18 protein-coding genes are annotated in these 19,656 nt (G+C 73.4%); 4 read left to right on the forward strand and 14 right to left on the reverse strand.

Annotation, left to right across the window (positions count from 1 at the left end):
* Nucleotides 1–3: 3 nt before the first annotated feature.
* The 8 genes from narI to FHE66_RS13330 all read right to left on the reverse strand — a co-directional run bounded on the left by narI (nucleotide 4) and on the right by FHE66_RS13330 (nucleotide 11,496).
* Nucleotides 4–786: a respiratory nitrate reductase subunit gamma gene (narI, locus tag FHE66_RS13295; protein WP_139073460.1), complete on the reverse strand. Its 783-nt coding sequence runs from the start codon at nucleotides 784–786 to the stop codon at nucleotides 4–6.
* The gene (gene narJ, locus FHE66_RS13300) at nucleotides 783–1,481 is read right to left on the reverse strand and encodes a nitrate reductase molybdenum cofactor assembly chaperone (RefSeq protein ID WP_139073461.1); all 699 of its coding nucleotides are present in this window, start codon (nucleotides 1,479–1,481) and stop codon (nucleotides 783–785) included. Before narJ ends, narI begins: the two co-directional genes overlap by 4 nt.
* On the reverse strand, nucleotides 1,478–3,337 hold the full coding sequence (narH, locus tag FHE66_RS13305) for a nitrate reductase subunit beta (RefSeq protein ID WP_255303748.1): 1,860 nt from the start codon (nucleotides 3,335–3,337) through the stop codon (nucleotides 1,478–1,480). The genes narJ and narH overlap by 4 nt, the downstream gene beginning before the upstream one ends.
* Nucleotides 3,334–7,080: a nitrate reductase subunit alpha gene (locus FHE66_RS13310; protein ID WP_139073462.1), complete on the reverse strand. Its 3,747-nt coding sequence runs from the start codon at nucleotides 7,078–7,080 to the stop codon at nucleotides 3,334–3,336. Before FHE66_RS13310 ends, narH begins: the two co-directional genes overlap by 4 nt.
* 16 nt (nucleotides 7,081–7,096) lie before the next feature.
* Nucleotides 7,097–8,251 carry a nitrate/nitrite transporter gene (locus tag FHE66_RS13315; RefSeq protein ID WP_218013728.1) on the reverse strand — a complete coding sequence of 385 codons (1,155 nt, stop codon included), beginning with the start codon at nucleotides 8,249–8,251 and terminating at the stop codon, nucleotides 7,097–7,099.
* Nucleotides 8,252–8,396: 145 nt separating this feature from the next.
* Nucleotides 8,397–9,041, reverse strand: a complete 645-nt coding sequence (locus tag FHE66_RS13320) for a molybdenum cofactor guanylyltransferase (protein ID WP_139073464.1) — start codon at nucleotides 9,039–9,041, stop codon at nucleotides 8,397–8,399.
* A complete protein-coding gene (gene glp, locus FHE66_RS13325; protein ID WP_139073465.1) occupies nucleotides 9,032–10,246 on the reverse strand; it encodes a gephyrin-like molybdotransferase Glp in 1,215 nt (404 codons plus the stop codon). Before glp ends, FHE66_RS13320 begins: the two co-directional genes overlap by 10 nt.
* A gap of 11 nt (nucleotides 10,247–10,257) precedes the next feature.
* The gene (locus FHE66_RS13330) at nucleotides 10,258–11,496 is read right to left on the reverse strand and encodes a ThiF family adenylyltransferase (protein WP_139073466.1); all 1,239 of its coding nucleotides are present in this window, start codon (nucleotides 11,494–11,496) and stop codon (nucleotides 10,258–10,260) included.
* Nucleotides 11,497–11,604: 108 nt separating this feature from the next.
* Between FHE66_RS13330 and moaC the strand changes: the two genes are divergently transcribed.
* Together moaC and FHE66_RS13340 are read left to right on the forward strand one after the other, a co-directional pair.
* Entirely contained in the window at nucleotides 11,605–12,090 is a 486-nt protein-coding gene (gene moaC, locus FHE66_RS13335) for a cyclic pyranopterin monophosphate synthase MoaC (protein ID WP_139073467.1), read from the forward strand.
* Complete coding sequence (locus FHE66_RS13340) at nucleotides 12,087–12,323, forward strand: MoaD/ThiS family protein (protein WP_139073468.1); 237 nt, start codon at nucleotides 12,087–12,089, stop codon at nucleotides 12,321–12,323. Before moaC ends, FHE66_RS13340 begins: the two co-directional genes overlap by 4 nt.
* A 13-nt stretch (nucleotides 12,324–12,336) precedes the next feature.
* Here FHE66_RS13340 and moaA read toward each other — a convergent pair whose 3' ends face one another.
* Genes moaA through FHE66_RS13355 form a run of 3 tightly spaced genes read right to left on the reverse strand, consistent with a single transcriptional unit; the run spans nucleotide 12,337 to nucleotide 14,260 of the window.
* A complete protein-coding gene (moaA, locus tag FHE66_RS13345; protein ID WP_230976501.1) occupies nucleotides 12,337–13,359 on the reverse strand; it encodes a GTP 3',8-cyclase MoaA in 1,023 nt (340 codons plus the stop codon).
* Nucleotides 13,356–13,784, reverse strand: coding sequence for a molybdenum cofactor biosynthesis protein MoaE (locus FHE66_RS13350; RefSeq protein ID WP_139073469.1), 429 nt, complete (start codon nucleotides 13,782–13,784; stop codon nucleotides 13,356–13,358). The genes moaA and FHE66_RS13350 overlap by 4 nt, the downstream gene beginning before the upstream one ends.
* Nucleotides 13,784–14,260 carry a molybdenum cofactor biosynthesis protein B gene (locus tag FHE66_RS13355; protein ID WP_139073470.1) on the reverse strand — a complete coding sequence of 159 codons (477 nt, stop codon included), beginning with the start codon at nucleotides 14,258–14,260 and terminating at the stop codon, nucleotides 13,784–13,786. The genes FHE66_RS13350 and FHE66_RS13355 overlap by 1 nt, the downstream gene beginning before the upstream one ends.
* 100 nt (nucleotides 14,261–14,360) lie before the next feature.
* Here FHE66_RS13355 and FHE66_RS13360 point away from each other — a divergent pair, with 100 nt between their 5' ends.
* On the forward strand, nucleotides 14,361–15,407 hold the full coding sequence (locus FHE66_RS13360; protein ID WP_139073471.1) for a hypothetical protein: 1,047 nt from the start codon (nucleotides 14,361–14,363) through the stop codon (nucleotides 15,405–15,407).
* Between the two features lie 52 nt (nucleotides 15,408–15,459).
* The gene (locus tag FHE66_RS13365; RefSeq protein ID WP_139073472.1) at nucleotides 15,460–15,750 is read left to right on the forward strand and encodes a WXG100 family type VII secretion target; all 291 of its coding nucleotides are present in this window, start codon (nucleotides 15,460–15,462) and stop codon (nucleotides 15,748–15,750) included.
* 6 nt (nucleotides 15,751–15,756) lie between these two features.
* Here FHE66_RS13365 and FHE66_RS13370 read toward each other — a convergent pair whose 3' ends face one another.
* The 3 genes from FHE66_RS13370 to groL form a co-directional block, all read right to left on the reverse strand.
* On the reverse strand, nucleotides 15,757–16,638 hold the full coding sequence (locus tag FHE66_RS13370) for a DUF4031 domain-containing protein (protein ID WP_139073473.1): 882 nt from the start codon (nucleotides 16,636–16,638) through the stop codon (nucleotides 15,757–15,759).
* A 2-nt stretch (nucleotides 16,639–16,640) separates the two neighbouring features.
* On the reverse strand, nucleotides 16,641–17,324 hold the full coding sequence (locus FHE66_RS13375) for an MgtC/SapB family protein (RefSeq protein ID WP_139073474.1): 684 nt from the start codon (nucleotides 17,322–17,324) through the stop codon (nucleotides 16,641–16,643).
* Between the two features lie 155 nt (nucleotides 17,325–17,479).
* Nucleotides 17,480–19,108 (reverse strand): chaperonin GroEL, encoded by a 1,629-nt coding sequence (gene groL, locus FHE66_RS13380; protein ID WP_139073475.1) that lies wholly within the window; start codon nucleotides 19,106–19,108, stop codon nucleotides 17,480–17,482.
* Between the last annotated feature and the right edge of the window lie 548 nt (nucleotides 19,109–19,656).

A 19,656-nucleotide genomic window follows, 5' to 3' on the forward strand; every position in this document is an offset into this window, starting at 1 on the left:
GGGCTAGAGCTCGGTGCTCGTCGGACTGCGCCGCCGCCGCTCGCGCGGCGGGGCCACCGGCTCCCACCCCCGTCGCGGGGCCCGGGTGCCGCGCGAGGGCCCGCCGCGGGAGCGGTAGACGACGAGCGGGCGGGTCGAGTACTGCACCGGGGCGGAGAACGCGTGGACGAGCCGGGTGAAGGGCCAGACGAGGAAGAGGAGGAACGCCGCGACGATGTGCAGCTTGAACTGGTAGGGCACGTCGGTCATGAGCTCGGGCTGCGGCTGGAGGGCGAACAGCGAGCGCAGCCAGGGGGAGATCGTCTCCCGGTAGTCGTAGCCGTGGCCACCCGCGAGGATCTGGTTCTGCACGGTCGCCCACATGCCCAGCAGGATCGGCATCCCCAGCAGGACGTACATGACCTTGTCCGTCCGGGTGGTCGCGAGGAAGACCGGGCCCGTCTTGCGGCGCCGGTAGATGAGGATGGCGAGCCCCACGATCGTCATGAGGCCCGCCAGCGAGCCGAGGTAGGTGGCGATGACGTGGTAGAAGTCCTGGCCGATGCCGACCGCCTCGGTCCAGCTCTTCGGGATGAGCAGACCCATGAAGTGGCCGAGCGCGACGAAGAGGATGCCGAAGTGGAACATCGGTGAGCCGAGCCGCAGGAGCGCGTGCTCGTAGAGCTCGGAGGAGCGGGTGGTCCAGCCGAACTTGTCGTAGCGGTAGCGCCAGAACAGGCCGACGACGAACACCGCCATCGCCACGTACGGGAAGACCACCCACGCGATCGTCGCCGCTGCGCTCATGGCCTGACCTCCCTGTCGTTGGTGCCGCCCGGTGCGAAGGGCTCCAGCGGCCCGAGTGCGTTGAGGCCGACCATCTCCGAGGGTGGGCCGGAGGTGATGAGCTCGAGGTACCGGTCGCGGACCTCGTCGCTCACCGGCGGCAGCGTGAGGCACACGGCCTCGACGACGGCGGCGTACGGGCTGCCCACGCCGGTGAGCGCCGAGCGCAGCACCTCGATCCCCTGCCGGTGGCTGCCGAGCAGCCCGGCGGCGATCTGCGGGTCCCCGCGGGCGGAGAACTCCAGCACGGTGGGCAGGAAGTCGGGCAGCTCGTCGCGGTCGAGCTCCCAGCCCGCCGCCCGGTAGGCCTCGACGAAGCGCACGAGCGCGGTGCCCCGCTTCCGGGTGTCCCCGGTGAGGAAGTAGGACAGGTACATCGAGCACTTGCGCTTGAGGTCGAACGTCTCGACGTAGTGCCGCGCGAGCGCGTCCTCCCCGAGCTCGGCGGCCGTGTCGAGGAAGCCCCACAGCCGCTCCCGCACGGGGCCGGGCAGGGTGGCGGTGGCCACCCGGACGGTGCCGTGGCTCGCGAGGCGCTGCGGAGTCGGGTAGTCGAGGAGCACCGAGGCGGCCATGTGCGCCACCGTGCGCTGCGCGGGCCTCAGCCGCACGGGGGTGAGCGGGACCAGGCCCGGGGCCCGGATGAAGCCGGTCATCGCCGTCCCTCCCCGACCGGCGGCTCGTCGCCGGGCGACCTGTCCCCGGTCCGGTCGGTCCCGCCCGCCTGCGGCCCGGGGTCCCCCGCCGGGTGGGGGTCGCGCTCGGACACCGCCGGTCCGGACTCGATGTCCCCGGAGTGGACCTCCTGCCCGCCCTCGGAGGGGGCGACGTCGACCCCGGCGGCGGGGACGGTCTCGCTGCGCTCGTCGTCCCGCTCGCCCGGCGCGGGCGGGAACAGCCCGCTGGACCCGCGCCCGTCCCAGTTGAGCAGGTTGGTCCGCCCCGGCGTCGAGGGCGCGTACGGCGAGGTCTGCCGGTCCTTGAGGACGTGGAAGTTCTCGACGGCGGCCGGCACGTCCGCTCCCGAGCCGGTCCCGAAGGGCCCGGCCCCGCCCATCCCGGGACCGCCGTGGACGTCGAGGGAGCAGGCCATCTCCTCGAGCTCCTGGGCGATCTCCGCGTGGGTCGAGGGGATGACGTAGCGGTCCTCGTACTTCGCGATGGCGAGCAGCCGGTACATCTCCTGGATCTCCGCGCCGGTCATGCCGACGGCGGCGGCCGTCTCCTCGTGCGGCTCCTCCCCGAGGTTGAGGTCGCGCATGTAGGAGCGCATCGCCGCCAGTCGGCGCAGCACCCGCTCCACCGGCGCGGTGTCCCCGGCGGTGAAGAGCCCGGCGAGGTACTCCAGCGGGATCCGCATGGTCGACAGCGCGGTGAGCAGCGTGCGGGCGTCCTCGCCGTCGTTGCCGGAGGCGGTGACGGTGTCGACGACGGGGCTGAGCGGCGGGATGTACCAGACCATCGGCAGGGTGCGGTACTCGGGGTGGAGCGGCAGGGCGACCTCGTAGTCGGTGATGAGCCGCCAGACCGGGGAGGCCTGCGCCGCCTCGATCCAGTCCTCGGGCATGTTCTCCCGGCGGGCGGCGGCGACGACCTCCGGGTCGAACGGGTCGAGGAACACCCTGCGCTGCGCGGCGAGGAGGTCGTGCTCCTCAGGGGTCGCGGCGGCCTCGGACACCCGGTCGGCGTCGTAGAGCACGAGGCCGATGTAGCGCAGGCGGCCCACGCACGTCTCGGCGCACACGGTGGGCAGGCCGGCCTCGATGCGCGGGTAGCACATCGTGCACTTCTCGGCCTTGCCGGTCTGGTGGTTGAAGTAGACCTTCTTGTACGGGCAGCCGGTGACGCACATGCGCCACCCGCGGCACTGGTCCTGGTCGACGAGGACGATGCCGTCCTCGGCGCGCTTGTACATCGCGCCCGACGGGCAGGAGGCGACGCACGAGGGGTTGAGGCAGTGCTCGCAGATGCGCGGGAGGTAGAACATGAAGGTCTGCTCGAACTCGGCCTTGACCTCCTGGTTCATCTTCCGCAGGACGGGGTCGGCGGCCATGGTCTCGGTCGACCCGCCGAGCATGTCGTCCCAGTTCGCCGACCACTGGATCTTCATCGGCTCCCCGGAGATCAGCGACCTCGGCCGGGCGACCGGGGTGTGCGGGGAGTCCGCGGGCGCGGACAGGAGCATGTCGTACTCGTAGGTCCACGGCTCGTAGTAGTCGTGGATGGTCGGCATCTTCGGGTTGGAGAAGATCGTCGCGAGCTTCCTCGCCCGGCCGCCGGCCTTGAGCTTGAGCTTGCCGCGCCGGCTCAGCGTCCAGCCGCCCTGCCACACCTCCTGGTCCTCGTAGGTGCGGGGGTAGCCGAGACCTGGCCTGGTCTCGACGTTGTTGAACCACACGTACTCGGTGCCGGTGCGGTTCGTCCACGCCTGCTTGCACGTGACGGAGCACGTGTGGCAGCCGATGCACTTGTCGAGGTTCATCACCATCGACATCTGCGCCATGACCCTCATGAGTAACGGACCTCCTGGCTGCGGCGGCGGATGGTGGTGACCTCGTCACGCTGGTTGCCGGTGGGCCCGATGTAGTTGAACGCGTAGGCGAGCTGGGCGTACCCGCCGATGAGGTGGCTGGGTTTCATCAGCACCCGGGTGAGGGAGTTGTGGATGCCGCCGCGCTGGCGGGAGGTCTCGGTGAGCGGGACGTCGACCACCCGCTCGGTCGCGTGGTGCATGTAGACGGTGCCCTCGGGCATGCGGTGGGAGACCACGGCGCGGGCGACGACGACGCCGTTGCGGTTGTAGGCCTCGACCCACTCGTTGTCCCGCACGCCGATCTTCCCCGCGTCCTGCGGGGACATCCAGATGTTCGACCCGCCGCGGGACAGGGAGAGCATGAAGAGGTTGTCCTGGTACTCGGAGTGGATCGACCACTTGGAGTGCGGGGTGAGGTAGCGGACGGCGACCTCCGCGTGCCCGGTGGCGGTCGGCTCCCCGCTCGGGGCGGTGTCCCCCACCCGCGGGGAGTCGTAGAGGCGGTGCATGTCCAGGGGTGGGCGGTAGACCGGCAGCGTCTCCCCCATCTCGGCCATCCAGTCGTGGTCGAGGTAGAAGTGCATCCGCCCGGTGAGCGTGTGCCACGGCTTGAGCCGCTCGACGTTGGTGGAGAAGGCGGTGTAGCGCCGTCCGCCGGTCTCCGAGCCGGACCACTCCGGGGAGGTGAGGACGCTCGTCGGCCTCGTCTGGGTGTCGGTGAAGGTCACCCGCACCGACTCCGACTCCGCGGCGAGGTCGGCCAGCCGGGTGCCGGTGCGCTGCTCCAGGTGCTCGAAGCCCTGGGTGGCCAGGCGCCCGTTCGTCGTGCCGGACAGGGCGAGGATCATCTCGATCGCCTTGGTGTCCTTGTCGAGCGAGGGCCGCCCCGCGGCGACGCCGGAGACCACCCGCCCGTTGCGGGCGGCGAGGTCGGCGACCTCCCGGTCGGGGGTGAAGCTCACCCCCTTGGTCATCATCCCCACCGAGTCCGGCAGCGGGCCCAGGGCGTTGAACTTCGCGAGGGTGGCCGGGTAGTCGCGCTCGATGGTGACGAGCTTGGGCATCGTCACGCCCGGGACGAGCGGCGTCTCCTCGAGCGGGGCGAGCGCGCCGTGCGGGGTGGCCAGGGCGTCGGGGGTGTCGTGGTTGAGCGGGGCGGCGAGCAGGTCACGGCGCCGCCCGAGGTGGGCGACGCTGAGCTGGGAGACCTTCCCGGCGAGGTCCTGGAAGATCCGGAAGTCGGTCCGGGTCTGCCAGGGCGGGGAGATCGCGGGGTTGAAGGAGTTGACGAACGGGTGCATGTCCGTCGTCGAGATGTCGTGCTTCTCGTACCAGGTCGCGGCCGGCAGGACGATGTCGGAGTACAGCGTCGTCGACGTCATCCGGAAGTCGAGGCAGGTGAGCAGGTCGACCTTCCCCTCGGCACCCTCCTCGCGCCACACCATGTCCCGCGGGCGGCGCCCGGGCGGGGAGGGCTCGGCCCGCACGGCCGACTCGGTGCCGAGCAGGTGCTTGAGGAAGTACTCGTTGCCCTTGGAGGAGGAGCCGAGGATGTTCGAGCGCCACACGGTGATGACGCGGGGGAAGTTCTCCGGGGCGTCCGGGTCCTCGACGGCGAAGCGAAGCCGCCCGGCGCGCAGCTCCTCGACGACGTACTCCGGCACCTCCTTGCCCGCCGCGGCGGCCTCGTCGGTGATGTCGAGCGGGTTGCGGTCGAAGGTCGGGTAGCTCGGCATCCACCCGCGCTTGGCGGACTCCACCAGGGTGTCGGCCGTGGTCAGGCCGGCGAAGCGGCCCGTGGCGAGCGGGGAGGCGAGGGTCTCGGCAGGCAGCCCGTCGTAGCGCCACTGGTCGGTGCCGAGGTACCAGAAGGCGGTGGAGATCATGTGCCGGGTGGGCCGCTGCCAGTCGAGCGCGAAGGCGTACTGCTGGAAGCCGGTGATCGGGCGGATCTTCTCCTGACCGACGTAGTGGGCCCAGCCGCCGCCGTTGACGCCCTGGCAGCCGGTGAGCGTGACGAGCGCGATCATCGCCCGGTAGATCGTGTCGGAGTGGAAGAAGTGGTTGGTCCCGGCGCCCATGACGATCATCGACCGGCCGCCCGAGCGGCGGGCGTTGTCGGCGAACTCGCGCCCGATCCGCACGACCGCCGCGACCGGCACGCCGGAGTGCTCCGCGGCCCACGCGGGGGTGCCCGGCTCGCTCGCGTCCTCGTAGCCCGTGGGCCAGCGGCCCGGGAGCCCGGGGCGGCCCACGCCGTACTGGGCGAGGAGGAGGTCGAAGACGGTGGTGACGAGGCGCCCGGCGACCTCCCGGACGGGCACGCCGCGGCGCAGCACCCCCGCCCCGCCGACGTGCTGCCCCACGTCCCCGGCGTCGGCGCCGGGAGCGACGTCGAAGCGCGGCAGGAGCACCTCGACGCCGCGCCCGCCGTCCTGCGCGACCGACAGGACCGGCCGGCGGCCCTGGAGGTCGAGGTTCCAGCGTCCCTTGCCCGCCTCGCCCCACCGGTCCCCCAGGGTGCCGTTGGGGACGAACGGGACGCCGTCGTCGTCGAGCATGACCGTCTTGAAGGCGGCGTTCTCCACCTCCGCCTGCTCCGGCAGGTCCGCCGCGGTGAGGAACTTGCCCGGGACGTAGGCGCCGTCGCGCTCCTCGAGGGTGACGAGGAAGGGGGAGTCGGTGAAGCGGCTGACGTAGTCGGTGAAGTAGGGCTCGGGCCGATCGACGTGGAACTCGCGGAGGATGACGTGGCCCATCCCCATCGCCAGCGCCCCGTCGGTGCCGGGGTGGACGGCGAGCCACTCGTCGGCGAACTTCGTGTTGTCGGCGTAGTCCGGGGAGATCGCCACGACCTTCTGGCCGCGGTAGCGCGCCTCGACCATGAAGTGCGCGTCCGGGGTGCGGGTGACGGGGATGTTCGAGCCCCACATCACGAGGTAGCCGGCGTTGAACCAGTCGGCCGACTCGGGGACGTCGGTCTGGTCCCCGAAGATCTGTGGTGAGGCCATCGGCAGGTCGGCGTACCAGTCGTAGAACGACAGGATCGTTCCGCCCATGAGGGACAGGAAGCGGGTGCCGGCGCCGTAGGACACCTGCGACATCGCCGGGATGACGGTGAACCCGGCCAGCCGGTCCGGGCCGTAGCGCTTGGTCGTCCACACGTGGGCGGCGGCCATGATCTCCATCGCCTCCTCCCACGAGGCGCGCACGAGCCCGCCGCGGCCGCGGGCCCGCTTGTAGGCCCGCGCACGCTCCGGGTCCTCCACGACGTCGGCCCACGCGAGCACCGGGTCCCCCAGCCGCGCCCTGGCCTCGCGGTACATGGTGAGCAGCGCGCCGCGGACGTAGGGGTAGCGGATGCGGGTGGGCGAGTAGGTGTACCAGCTGAAGGCGGCGCCGCGGGGGCAGCCGCGCGGCTCGTACTCCGGGGAGTGCGGGCCGGTGGTCGGGTAGTCGGTCTGCTGCGCCTCCCACGTGATGATGCCGTCCTTGACGTACACCTTCCACGAGCACGAGCCGGTGCAGTTCACGCCGTGGGTGGAGCGCACGACCTTGTCGTGGCTCCACCGGTCCCGGTAGAACGCGTCCCCCTCGCGGCCGCCGCGCAGGAAGATCCGGCTGAGGTCCTCCGACGCCTGCCCTCGCCGCAGGAAGGTGCCGAGCCTGAGCAGGGCATCGGTCGCGGCGCTCTGGGATCGGTCGGGCTTCGTCGCCGTCATGAGTGTCCTCTCGCGGTCAGGCGGTGCGGGCCACCCGGCGGACGGGCCACCAGGTGAAGGCGGCCACGCCCAGGGCGCTGAGCGCCAGGAGGACGAAACCGATGGTGTACGCCCCGGTGGCGCCGTAGACGGCGCCCATGACGAGGGGCGGGAAGAAGCCGCCGAGGCCGCCTGCGGCGCCGACGATCCCGGTGACCGAGCCGACGGCGTCGGGCGGGGCGAGCTTCGCGACGAGGGCGAAGCAGGCGCCGGAGGCGGCACCGAGGGCGGCGGCCATGGCGAGGAACGCGACCGTGCCGACCGGGACGAGGTCGAGGCGCAGGGCGGCGAGCGCCGCGCCGACCCCGGCGACGACGAAGCACCACACGAGCACCGGCACCGGGTGGAAGCGGTCGGAGAGCCAGCCGCCGACCGGCCGGGCGACGACCGCGAGCACGATGAACCCGGCGGTGCGGAACGAGGCGTCGGAGCGGGTGAGGTCGAAGTCGTTGATGAGGTAGGTGGGCAGGTAGACGCTGAAGGCGACGAACCCGCCGAAGGCCAGGGCGTAGATGAGGGAGAGCTGGAGCGTCACCGGCATCCGCAGCGTGCGCCACGTCCGGGAGAGCATCGAGCCGGTCGCCGCCGGAGGCCGGGCGGGCGAGTCGCGCAGCACGACCCAGGCGACGGCGGCGTAGACGGCGAGGACGACGGCGACGAGGACGAAGGGGCCGGCGCGGCCGAAGCGGTCGGCGATGGCGACGGTGGTGAACGCGGCGACGGCGGTCCCGGCGGTGCCCATCCCGAAGACCCCGAGGGCGAGCCCGCGCCGTGCCGGCGGGTACCAGGCGTTGACGAAGGGGATCCCGACGGCGAAGGCGGTGCCGCCGATGCCGAGGAGGAACCCGCCGATGACGAGGAGCACGAAGCTGTTGGCGACGAAGCCGACGAACAGCGTCGGCACGATGGTCACGAGACTGACCGCCGGGAACATCACCCGTGCCCCGAAGCGGTCGGTGAGCGCCCCGACGGGGATGCGCCCGAGGGACCCGACGATCACCGGGACGGCGACGATGACGGAGACCTGGAACGGAGTGAGGTCGAGGTCCTCCCCGTAGGAGGAGCCGAGCGGGGAGATGAGGTTCCAGGCCCAGAAGTTGACGAGGAACCCGATCGTGGCGAGGGCCAGCATGGACCCGGGCGACCTCGTCGAGCCGGTCCCTGTCGGTCCTGCGTCGAGCTCGGACATGGTGCCCTCCCCCCGGCGGGCCCCCCGGCCCGACCGTGCTGGCGATTATGCAGGGGTTCGGGTCGCTTGACGAGTGGTGGGCCCGGGCCTATCCCTCGAGGGCGTCGCGGTCGGCCCAGGTGTCGACGTCGCGGCTCTCCTCCGCGCTCGCGAGGACCGTGCCGAGGTGGAGCGGGCCGAGGAGGTCGCGGACCGAGCCGCCGCGCACCCGCCCGGCCGCGGCGAGCTCGCCGACCCGCCCGGCGAGGGCCGCCGTCGAGTAGAGCCCGAGGAGCCACTGCTCCCGCCCCGAGACGTCCCGCACGACCACCCCGTCGACACCTCCCACCACCTCCCCCGCGACAGCCGAGTTCCGCACGACAGCCGAGTTCCGCCCGCCCGGCAGCGCGAGGTCCCCGGCGGTCGCGAGCAGCCGGGGCACCGCGGCGGCGGCCCCGGGCAGGTCGCAGGCGAGGAGCAGCACGACCGGCGCGGGGTCCGCGAGCGCAGCCAGCCCGGCCGCGATCCCCGCGACCGGCCCGCCGTGCGGCGGGTCCTCCAGGGTGCGCAGGACGCCGTCGGGCACCGGCACCGCCTCCGGGGCGACGACGACGACGCGCCGCGCCCCCGTCGTCGCGTCGAGCACGTGGTCCAGCAGCCGGCGCCCGCGCACGGTCACCTGCGGCTTGAGCACCCCGCCGAGCCTGCGGCCGGTGCCCCCGGCCAGCACGATCGCGTCGTGGCTCAGCTCCACCTGAGCAGCCCGACCTCGTCGCCGGGCGCGACGGCGTCGACGTCCTCCGCGACGACGGCGAGCGCCTCCGCGGCCGCGAGCGAGGCGACGAGGTGGGAGGCCGAACCGCCCGCGGAGGCGGGTCGCACCGAGGGCAGGTCCACGCCGTCGTCCTCGAGCACCACCGGGACGAACTGCCGTCGGCCGGCCGGGCAGCGCCACGCGACGGCGGCCCTCGCCCGGGCGAGCGGGAGCCGGGCGGGCAGCCCGAGGAGGCGGCGCAGGCCCGGCGCCACGTGGACGTGGAAGGAGACGAGCACGCTCACCGGGTTGCCCGGCAGCGCGAAGACCGGGACCCGGCCATCGAGCACCCCGAAGCCCTGCGGCTTGCCCGGCTGCATCGCGACCTTGGTGAAGCCGATCCGGTCGGCGAGCGCCGCCTTGACGACGTCCTTGGTCCCCACGCTCACCCCGCCGGAGGTGACGAGCGCGTCGATCCCGGGGAGGGCGGCGGCGACGACCTCGCTCAGCCGCTCGGGGTCGTCGCCCACGGCACCGAGCACGACGGGCTCGCACCCCGCCTCCCGGACGAGGCCGGCGACGAGGACGCTGTTGGAGTCGGGGATGCGGCCGGGCCCGGGGTCGGTGCCCGGCGGGCACAGCTCGTCGCCGGTGGCGAGGACGCCGACGCGCGGACGGGGCCGGACGAGGAGCTCGCCGTGGCCGGCGGAGACCGCGGCGGACAGCTGGGTGGCGCCGAGGAGGGTCCCGGCGGCGAGCACGGTGTCCCCGGGGCGCACGTCCTCCCCCGCCGAGCGCACGTGGGCGCCGACGGCGACGGCGCGGCGCACCTCGACGGCGGCCGGCAGCACCACGGCACCCGGCGGCTGGTCGGTGAGCTCGACGGGCACGACGGCGTCGGCCCCGGCGGGCAGGGGCGCGCCGGTCATGATCCGCACGGCACCGCCGGGCGGCACGGCGACGGGGTGGGTCGTCCCGGCCGGCACGTCACCGGCGACGGGCAGCGACACGGGCGCGCCGGAGACGTCGGCGGCCCGCACCGCGAAGCCGTCCATCGCCGAGTTCGTGAACGGTGGGACGGCGAGCACCGCGGTGACGTCCTCGGCCAGGTGCAGCCCGTGGGCCTGGGCGACCGGCACGCGTCGCGGCGCGAGCGGCTCCACCCGCGCGAGCACGGACTCCTGGTACTCCTCGACGGTGATCACGGGCGTCCCCCTCAGTAGACCGGCAGGCTCGGGTCGACCTGCGCCACCCACGCCCGGACCCCGCCCTCGAGGTTCGTGACGTCGTCGTAGCCGGCGTCGCGCAGGATGCGCTGGGCCATGGCGGACCGGCCGCCGGACAGGCAGTGGACGACGACGACGTCCCCCGGATCCACGCCGACCTCCCGCGCGGCGAGCGGGTCGGCGATGAGCCTCTCGAGCGGCACGGTGAGCGCGCCGGGGATCGAGACGATCGCCCGTTCGGTGGCCTCCCGGACGTCCAGCAGGACGAAGTCGTCCTGCCCGCGCTCCCGGGCGGCGAGGCGCTCGGCGAGGGCGGCGGCGGTGATGGTGGGACCGGCGTCGCCGGGCGCCTGCGCCGGACCGGCGGCCAGGACCGCCGCCGCGTTGACGCTCACCGGCACCCCGAGCGGGTCGTAGCCGAGCTCGTCGAGGGTCCGCGGGGGCACCGGGTCGCGGCGCGGGCGCAGCGGCAGCTCGCTCCAGCGGGCCGCGAGGACGTCGAGCACGGCCACCCGGCCGAGGAGCGGCTCACCGACCCCGGCGACGAGCTTGACGGCCTCGGCCGCCATGAGCGAACCGACCTGCCCGCACATCGCACCGAGCACCCCGGCCTGCCCGCACGAGGGGGTGGCGCCGGGAGGCGGCGGGGAGGGGAACAGGTCGCGCAGCGTGACCGCCGGGTAGCCCGCGTCCGCCGGGGGCCGCGACCAGAAGACGGAGACCTGGGCGTCGAAGCGCAGGATCGAGCCCCACACGAGCGGGATGCCGAGGTCGGCGCACACGTCGGCGACGAGGTAGCGGGTGGGGAAGTTGTCGGTCCCGTCCAGGACGAGGTCGTAGCGGCCGATGACCTCCCGGGCGTTGGTCGCGTCGAGCCGCACGTGGTGGGTGACGACGTCGACGTCGGGGTTGAGCGCGCGCACGTGCTCGCGCGCGGAGTCGACCTTCGGCCGCCCGACGTCCTCGGTGCTGTGGAGCACCTGGCGCTGGAGGTTCGTCGCCTCGACGACGTCGTCGTCGACGACGCCCACCTGACCCACCCCGGCAGCGGCGAGGTAGAGGAGGACCGGTGAGCCCAGGCCACCGGCACCCATGACGAGGACGCGCGCGGCGCGCAGCCGCCGCTGGCCGACCTCACCGAGCTGCTCGAGGAGCAGGTGACGGGAGTAGCGCAGCACCTGCTCGCGCGAGAGCGGCGGGCCCGGTTCGCACAGGGGAGGCAACGGCATGCCCATCACTGTAGGAGGGTGGGCCGCCGCGCGGGACGCCGAACGTCCCAGGTCAGCCGCGACCATGGTCCGGCGCACCCGGCCCGGAACGGTGAGACTCTGGTGCCCATGACCTTCACCCACCTCGACAGCAGCGGCCACGCGCGCATGGTCGACGTCACCGAGAAGAACCCGACGGTGCGCACCGCGACCGCACGCGGCCGGGTGCGGTGCTCCCCCGAGCTGGTCCACACCCTGCGCGAGGGGGACGTGCCCAAGGGCGACGTCCTCGCCGTCGCACGCGTCGCCGGCATCGCGGGCGCCAAGCGCACCCCCGAGCTGCTGCCGCTGGCGCACGTCATCGGCGTGCACGGCGTGAGCGTCGACGTCGTCGTCGAGGACGACGGCGTGGCGATCACCGCGACCGTGCGCACCGCCGACCGCACCGGGGTGGAGATGGAGGCGCTGACGGCGGTGAGCATCGCTGCGCTCAACGTCGTCGACATGGTCAAGGGGCTGGACCGCTCGGTGACGATCACCGACGTCGAGCTCGTCGCGAAGTCCGGCGGCCGCTCGGGTGAGTGGCGCCGGCCGGAGAAGGAGGACGCACAGTGAGCACGGTGAGGTACTTCGCGGCGGCCGCCGAGGCGGCGGGCCGCACCGAGGAGCCGGTCGAGCCGGGCACGGTGGGCCAGCTGCGCACCGTCCTCGCCGAGCGGCACGGGGCGAACCTCGCCCGGGTGCTGCAGCGCTGCTCGGTGCTCGTCAACGGCGAGCGCAGCGAGGACGACGCGCCCGTCGCCGAGGGCGACGTCGTCGACATCCTGCCCCCGTTCGCCGGGGGCTGAGCGGCGCCGGGCGTCAGCCGCCGATCGCGCTCATCGGGCGGTCCGGCTGGAGGAAGTCCGGGTCGTTGATCCCGTGACCGGGGAGCTTGCCGGCGATGCACGTGTGCAGCACGCGGGCGAGGTCGTCGTCGGTGCCGCCGTTGCGCAGCGGGGTGAGGAGGTCGGACTCCTCCCGCGAGAACAGGCAGTTGCGCAGCTGGCCGTCGGCGGTGATCCGCACGCGGTCGCACGTCCCGCAGAACGGCCGTGTCACCGACCGGATGATGCCGACGGTGGTCGGGCCGTCGTCGACGAGGAACCGCTCGGCTGGGGCCGAGGCACGCCCGGGCATCGGGGTGAGGCGGAACTCCTCCTCGAGCCGCTCGAGGATCTCCTCGCCGGTGACCATCCGCACGCGTGACCAGATGTGCCCGGCGTCGAGCGGCATCTGCTCGATGAACCGCACCTCCAGGGCGCGCTCGGTGGCGAAGCGGACGAGGTCGACGATCTCGTCGTCGTTGACGTCCCGCATGGCCACGACGTTGAGCTTGACCGGGGCCATGCCGGAGGCCTTCGCGGCGTCGATCCCGGCGAGCACCTCGGCGAGCTTGTCGCGCCGGGTGAGCTCGTGGAAGCGGTCGGCGCGCAGGGTGTCGAGGCTGATGTTGGCCCGCTGCAGCCCGGCCGCGGCGAGGTCGTCGGCGAACTTGGGCAGGAGGATGCCGTTGGTGGTCATCGACAGCTCGAGCGGCCCGTGCGCGCTCTCGACGCGCGACATGCGGGCGACGACCTCGACGACGTCCTTGCGCAGCAGCGGCTCCCCTCCGGTGAGCCGCACGGTGCGCACACCGAGTGCCGCGGCGACCTCGGCGACCCGCACGAGCTCGTCGGTCGTGAGGATCATGTCGCGCTGGAGCCACGGCACACCCTCGGCCGGCATGCAGTAGGTGCAGCGCAGCGAGCACTTGTCGGTGAGGGAGATCCTCAGGTCGGTGTGGACCCGGCCGTAGCGGTCGACGAGCGGGTGCACCAGCTCCGGGGAGAGCGCGACGCTCACGCCGACCCCACCCAGGTATGGCTGCCGTCGGCGAGGACCTGCTTCTTCCACACCGGCAGCCGGGCCTTGACGGCCTCGACGACCTCCCGGCACACGGTGAAGGCGAGGTCGCGGTGCGAGCTGGCGGCGCACGCGATGATCGCGACGTCGCCGATGTCGAGGACGCCGACGCGGTGGCTCACGGCCACCCGCACGTCCTCGTGAGGTCCGACGACGTCGGCGACGATCTCCTCCAGGGCGCGCTCGACGTCGGGGTGGGCGCTGTACTCCAGGCGCACGACGGCGTCGGTGGCGTCCGGGCTGTGGTCGCGGACCTGGCCGATGAACGTCGCGACGGCCCCGGTCGAGGCGGTCGAGACAGCCGCGAGGTGGGTGCTCAGGTCGAGCGGCTCAGCGCTGACCGCGGTGAGCGTGGACTCTCCCATCAGTGATCTCCTCCGGCGAGCTGGTCAAGGATGTGGGGCAGCAGCGGGCCGACCACGGCGAGGGTGTCCTCCACCCCGCGCGGGCTGCCCGGTGCGTTGACGACGACGGCGTCCCCCACCGTGCCGGCGAGGGCACGGCTGAGGACGGCGGCCGGGGCGACGCTGTGGCGGCGCACGGCGTCCACGACGCCGGGCAGCTGCCGCTCGAGCACCTCGGCGGTGGCCTCGGGGGTGCGGTCGGTGGGGCTGACACCGGTGCCGCCGGTGGTGAGGACGACGCGCGCGCCGTCCTCGAGCGCCGCACGCAGCGCGGCGCGGACCGGCTCGACACCGTCGGGCACGACGCGCACCGCCCCGACCGCCAGCCCGAGCTCGGTGAGCAGGCGGGCGGCGAGCGGGCCGGAGACGTCCTCGCGCTCCATGCGGCTGCACCGCGTGGAGACGGTGAGGACCGTCGCAGGCACGTTGTCGAGCATCCTGACAGGCTACGTGATGGGGCACCCGCGATCGCTCCGACAGAGGTCCCACGTGGGGGCCGCGGAGGTCTACGATGTCCAGTCGATGAGGGGAGGTCCGGTGAGCCACGCCGACGCGCCGCAGTGGCTCGTCTCCGCGTTCGTGCGCAGTGCCGTCGCCGTGGGCGCGCGCGCCGACCGCGGGGAGATCCAGCGGACCGCCCGCGCGCTCGTGGAGCGCTGGCAGGAGCCGGACCGCAAGTTCCACAACCTGCGCCACCTCGTCGACGTGCTCGCCCGCGTCGACGAGCTGGCCGAGGAGACGCACGTCCCCGACGTCGTGCGGCTGGCCGCCTGGTACCACGGCGCGGTCTTCAGCTCCTCCCCGCAGGTGGCCTACGCCGGGCGCGGCGGTGAGGACGAGGTGGCCAGCGCGGAGCTGGCGCGCGAGGACCTCACCGCGCTCGAGGTGCCGCCGGACGTCGTCGAGCGGGTGGCCGAGCTCATCCTCGACCTCGCTCGTCACGACGCCGACGAGCGTGACGTCGACGCCCTCGCCCTGTGCGACGCGGACCTCGCCACCCTCGCGGTGGAGCCGCAGCGCTACGCGGCCTACCGGCGCGCGATCCGCGAGGAGTACGCGCACATCCCCGAGGAGGACTACGTCGTCTCCCGGATCGCGATCCTCACCCGGCTGCTCCAGCGGCGCCGGCTGTTCGTCAGCCCGTTCAGCCTCGCGTGGGAGGAGCCGGCGCGGGAGAACCTCACCGCCGAGCTGAGCCACCTGCGCACGCGCCTCGCCGCCCTCGGCGGCACCGAGGCACCGTCTGCGCCGCACCGCTCCGGGAGCGGCGGGACGACGGCGACCTGGCCGGCCAAGGGGCCGGCGGCCCGCCGCGAGGAGGAGCAGGCGCCGGCCGGGCGCGCGGAGGACGCGCCCCGCGTCACGCCCGAGCCAACGCCCTGGCCCGCCGCCCCGAACGGCGCCGCGCCGGAGGACGAGGACGAGCGGGCGCTGTCGGGCATCGAGCGCGACCCGGACTTCGAGCTGCGCAGGCGGGCGCGCGCCAAGCGGCGCCGGGTCCAGGGTGCTGCACAGTCCACGGACGATGCCGCGGGCTCAGCAGGCTCGCTGTTCCGCCCGCCCCCGCGACTTCCCCGTTCCTAGTCTCGCTGCCAGCACCGCGCCACCAGGGCGCGGGCGAGGGAGGGAGAGGACGATGACGCGGTTCGAGGTGGACAGCTCCGAGGTCCACGGCGCGGCGGCGCGGGCGCGCGAGAGCGCGGCGGCGATCCACGCGGAGGTCGCCCGGATGATGACCCAGCTGCTCGACCTGCAGGCGACGTGGAGCGGTGGAGCGGCACAGAGCTTCGCCGAGGTCGCCGAGGAGTGGCGGGCCACCCAGCAGCTCGTCGAGCAGTCGCTCGCGCAGATCACCGAGGCGCTGGACCACGCCGGGCGGACCTACGCCGAGGCAGAGGCGAACGCCCACGGGCTGTTCGCCCGGTAGGCGCGGTCAGCGGCCGGCGCGGAGGGAGGTGATCTCGGCGGCGACGTTACGGCGGGCAGCCGCCTCCCACAGCCGTGCACCGGCCGCGGTGCGGTAGAGCGCGGGCCGGTCGAGCAGCCGGTGGAGGACGGCCACGCGGCCGCGGCGGAAGTCCGCGTCCGGCACGGCGCGGTACTCGTCGCGCACCTGGTCGGCGTAGGCGGAGTACTCCTGCGGCGAGCCGCCGAGCACGCCGAGGTCGGCGTCGCAGAGCGCGTGCCCGGCGTCGTCGTCGGGGGCGGTCTCGTGGCCGGCGGTCAGCCGCACGAGCCGGGCGACCTCCCCGGCGCGCGCGACACCCACCGCCGGGGCGAGCAGACGGGCGGCGAGCTCGGCCGAGGCGTCCTCGTCGGCCGGGCTGGCGCCGTCGTGCACGGCGTCGTGGAACCACGCGGCGAGCCGGACCTCGGGGGTGACCTGCTCGCCGGCGGCGGCGAGGAGATCGAGCCGGTCGAGCACCGCGGTGAGATGAGCGAGGGAGTGGTAGACCCGGTGCGGCTCGCCCCACCGGGCGAGGACCTCCTCCCCCACCCCGGGGTGGCCGGGCTGCAGGTCCTCCCAGCGCGCGACGAGGGCCCGGCGGACGGGCCGGTCGACGGCCGGCACGCGCAGCCCGGCGGCCCGCAGCCGCCGGATGAGCTCGTGCCCGGTGACGTCCCGCGCCCCGGCGGCGAGGAGCTCGGCGTGCCGCTCGGCGGGCACGTCGTAGTGGTCGAGGTCGAAGGCCCGGCGCGGGACGCCGCAGCGGGCGGCGAAGTCGTGCAGCTCGGCGAGGCTGGTGTCGGACACGAGGTGCGCCCAGAGCGTGCCGTGGGCCGGCCAACGCGGCCGGTCGAGGAGGACGACCACCGCTACTGGCTGCTCTCCTCGACGAGGAGGACCCGCTGGATGCCCTCGAGCGGTGTGAGCGCGGCCACGAGCTCCTGCTTGTCGTGCCGGCCGATGAACTCCAGGCGCACCTCGGTGAGCCCTGGCCCGACGACGTCGGAGCTGAGCACCGCGCCCCGGCACCTGAGCCGGGTGGCGGTGGTGAAGACCGTGCGCAGCGCGTCGTGGCCGTCGAGGTAGCGCAGGACGATGTTCGAGATCTCCGGCGCCTTGGGCATCCGCTCGCTGATCACGCTGACCAGCGGGAGGAGGACGAGGTAGCCCGCGGTCACGGCGATGGCGAAGATCGGCAGCCCGGCCCCGCAGGCGGTCCCCACCGCCGAGACGAGCCAGATGGTCGCCGCCGTCGTGAGCCCGTGGACCACGTGGCCGCGGGTGAGGATGACGCCGGCGCCGAGGAACCCAACGCCGCTGACGATCTGGGCGGCGATGCGGGTGGGGTCCCCGGGTCTCTCCCCGGTGACGGCGGCGAAGCCGTAGGCGGAGACGACGGCGAAGAGCGCCGCGCCCACCCCGACGAGAACGTGGGTCCGCAGCCCGGCGTCCTTGCGGTGGTACTCCCGCTCCGCGCCGATGCCGGCGGAGAGCACGAACGCCAGGCCGACCATGACGAGCTCGTCACGCAGCTCCGCAGTCAGCTCCCACATGGCCTCCCCCTCCCCGGGCAGGACCGCAGGCCTGCCACGCGGTCATTGTGCTCCTGCCGCACGAGGGCCGCGACAGACGCCGACGGGGCGGCACCCTCCGTGGAAGGTGCCGCCCCGTCGGGACGGTCAGGGCCGGTCGCCCGGCCCGGGTCGGGTCAGAACCCGCCCATGCCGCCCATGTCGTCGCCACCGCCGGCCGGAGCGCCGTTCTTCTCCGGCTTCTCGGCCACGATGGCCTCGGTGGTGAGGAACAGGCCGGCGATCGAGGCAGCGTTCTCCAGGGCGGAGCGCGTCACCTTGACCGGGTCGGCGATGCCGTTGGCCAGCAGGTCCTCGTACTCGCCGGTAGCGGCGTTGAGGCCGTGGCCCGCGGGGAGGTTGCGCACCTTCTCCGCGACGACGCCGCCCTCGAGGCCGGCGTTGATGGCGATCCGCTTGAGCGGAGCGTCCGCGGCGACCCGGACGATGTTCGCACCGGTCGCCTCGTCACCCTCGAGCTCGAGGTCGTCGAACGCGTCCTTGGCGGCCTGGATGAGGGCGACGCCACCACCGGCGACGATGCCCTCCTCCTGGGCGGCCTTGGCGTTGCGGACGGCGTCCTCGATGCGGTGCTTGCGCTCCTTGAGCTCGACCTCGGTGGCCGCGCCCGCCTTGAGGACGGCGACGCCGCCGGCGAGCTTGGCGAGGCGCTCCTGGAGCTTCTCGCGGTCGTAGTCCGAGTCGGAGTTCTCGATCTCGGCGCGGATCTGGGCGACCCGGCCCTCGATCTGGTCCGGGTTGCCGGCGCCCTCGACGATGGTGGTCTCGTCCTTGGTGACGACGACCTTGCGGGCCTGGCCCAGGAGGTCGAGGTCCGCGGTCTCGAGCTTGAGGCCGACCGTCTCGGAGATGACCTGGCCGCCGGTGAGGATGGCCATGTCCTGGAGCATCGCCTTGCGGCGGTCGCCGAAGCCCGGGGCCTTGACGGCGACGGACTTGAAGGTGCCGCGGATCTTGTTGACGACGAGCGTGGCCAGGGCCTCGCCCTCGACGTCCTCGGCGATGATCGCCAGCGGCTTGCCGGACTGGATGACCTTCTCGAGCAGCGGGAGCAGGTCCTTGACGTTCGCGATCTTCGACTCGACGAGCAGGACGTAGGCGTCCTCGAGGACGGCCTCCTGGCGCTCGGCGTCGGTGACGAAGTAGGGCGAGATGTAGCCCTTGTCGAAGCGCATGCCCTCGGTGAGCTCGAGCTCCAGGCCGAAGGTCTGGGACTCCTCGACGGTGATGACGCCCTCGGCGCCGACCTTGTCGATGGCCTCGGCGATGAGCTCGCCGATGGCCGGGTCGCCCGCGGAGATCGCGGCGGTGGCGGCGATCTGCTCCTTGGTCTCGACCGGCTTCGCCTGCTCGAAGAGCTTCTCGGTCACGGCCGCGACGGCCTTCTCGATGCCGCGGCGCAGCGCGATCGGGTTCGCACCGGCGGCCACGTTGCGCAGGCCCTCGCGGACGAGCGCCTGGGCGAGGACGGTCGCCGTCGTCGTGCCGTCACCGGCGACGTCGTCGGTCTTCTTCGCGACCTCCTTGACCAGCTCGGCGCCGATCTTCTCGTAGGGGTCCTCGAGGTCGATCTCCTTGGCGATGGACACGCCGTCGTTGGTGATCGTGGGGGCGCCCCACTTCTTCTCGAGGACGACGTTGCGACCCTTGGGGCCGAGCGTGACCTTCACGGTGTCGGCGAGCTGGTTGAGCCCGCGCTCCATACCGCGACGGGCCTCCTCGTCAAAGGCAATCATCTTTGCCATGGGGTAGATCCTCCGCTGTAGCGTGGGTGGGTCGGCCAGTGCCCGCGACGGACGGCCGGCGCCGGCGGCGGTCACGTCCCGCCGGGGCGCCAGGCCTCACGGACCGGCCCAACGTGCTGTCACTCTCGATACGAGAGTGCTAACGAGAATCTTGGCACTCTCCCCCTCCGAGTGCAAGAAGGTTCACCAGCCGCAGAAGCGGGAATCCCGTGCAGGATCCAGCGCTCGGCGGTGGAGAGCCTCGCGAGCGCACCCCTCGCCGGACAGCCCCTCCGGACGCCCGCACGCCGGACACCCCCTCTTCTCACCGAGCGCCGGATCGCGCGCGGGGGCGCGGGACGCGGGACCTCTCATACTTCGTCGGGGTGGTCGACGGGCGGGCCATGACCTGCGCCACGTCGCCGACCTCACGGGCACGGTCGAGCGGATCACGACACCCAGGAGATGATCTCCGGCGTCCTCACCGACCAGCTCACGGTCATCCGGACCGCCCGCGCCCGAGACGGGGGCAGTGCCGGGCCAGCGGCCAACAGACCGCTGGCCCGACG

Source organism: Georgenia sp. 311, assembly GCF_006151955.1.
Classification (GTDB): Bacteria; Actinomycetota; Actinomycetes; order Actinomycetales; family Actinomycetaceae; genus Oceanitalea; species Oceanitalea wutianyii.

Bases quoted from the DNA above. Each gene is read 5' to 3' on its own strand.
- narI (WP_139073460.1), bottom strand. From the start codon at position 786: ATGAGCGCAGCGGCGACGATCGCGTGGGTGGTCTTCCCGTACGTGGCG.
- narJ (WP_139073461.1), bottom strand. From the start codon at position 1,481: ATGACCGGCTTCATCCGGGCCCCGGGCCTGGTCCCGCTCACCCCCGTG.
- narH (WP_255303748.1), bottom strand. From the start codon at position 3,337: ATGAGGGTCATGGCGCAGATGTCGATGGTGATGAACCTCGACAAGTGC.
- FHE66_RS13310 (WP_139073462.1), bottom strand. From the start codon at position 7,080: ATGACGGCGACGAAGCCCGACCGATCCCAGAGCGCCGCGACCGATGCC.
- FHE66_RS13315 (WP_218013728.1), bottom strand. From the start codon at position 8,251: ATGCTGGCCCTCGCCACGATCGGGTTCCTCGTCAACTTCTGGGCCTGG.
- FHE66_RS13330 (WP_139073466.1), bottom strand. From the start codon at position 11,496: ATGCCGTTGCCTCCCCTGTGCGAACCGGGCCCGCCGCTCTCGCGCGAG.
- moaC (WP_139073467.1), top strand. From the start codon at position 11,605: ATGACCTTCACCCACCTCGACAGCAGCGGCCACGCGCGCATGGTCGAC.
- FHE66_RS13350 (WP_139073469.1), bottom strand. From the start codon at position 13,784: ATGGGAGAGTCCACGCTCACCGCGGTCAGCGCTGAGCCGCTCGACCTG.
- FHE66_RS13355 (WP_139073470.1), bottom strand. From the start codon at position 14,260: ATGCTCGACAACGTGCCTGCGACGGTCCTCACCGTCTCCACGCGGTGC.
- FHE66_RS13365 (WP_139073472.1), top strand. From the start codon at position 15,460: ATGACGCGGTTCGAGGTGGACAGCTCCGAGGTCCACGGCGCGGCGGCG.
- FHE66_RS13375 (WP_139073474.1), bottom strand. From the start codon at position 17,324: ATGTGGGAGCTGACTGCGGAGCTGCGTGACGAGCTCGTCATGGTCGGC.
- groL (WP_139073475.1), bottom strand. From the start codon at position 19,108: ATGGCAAAGATGATTGCCTTTGACGAGGAGGCCCGTCGCGGTATGGAG.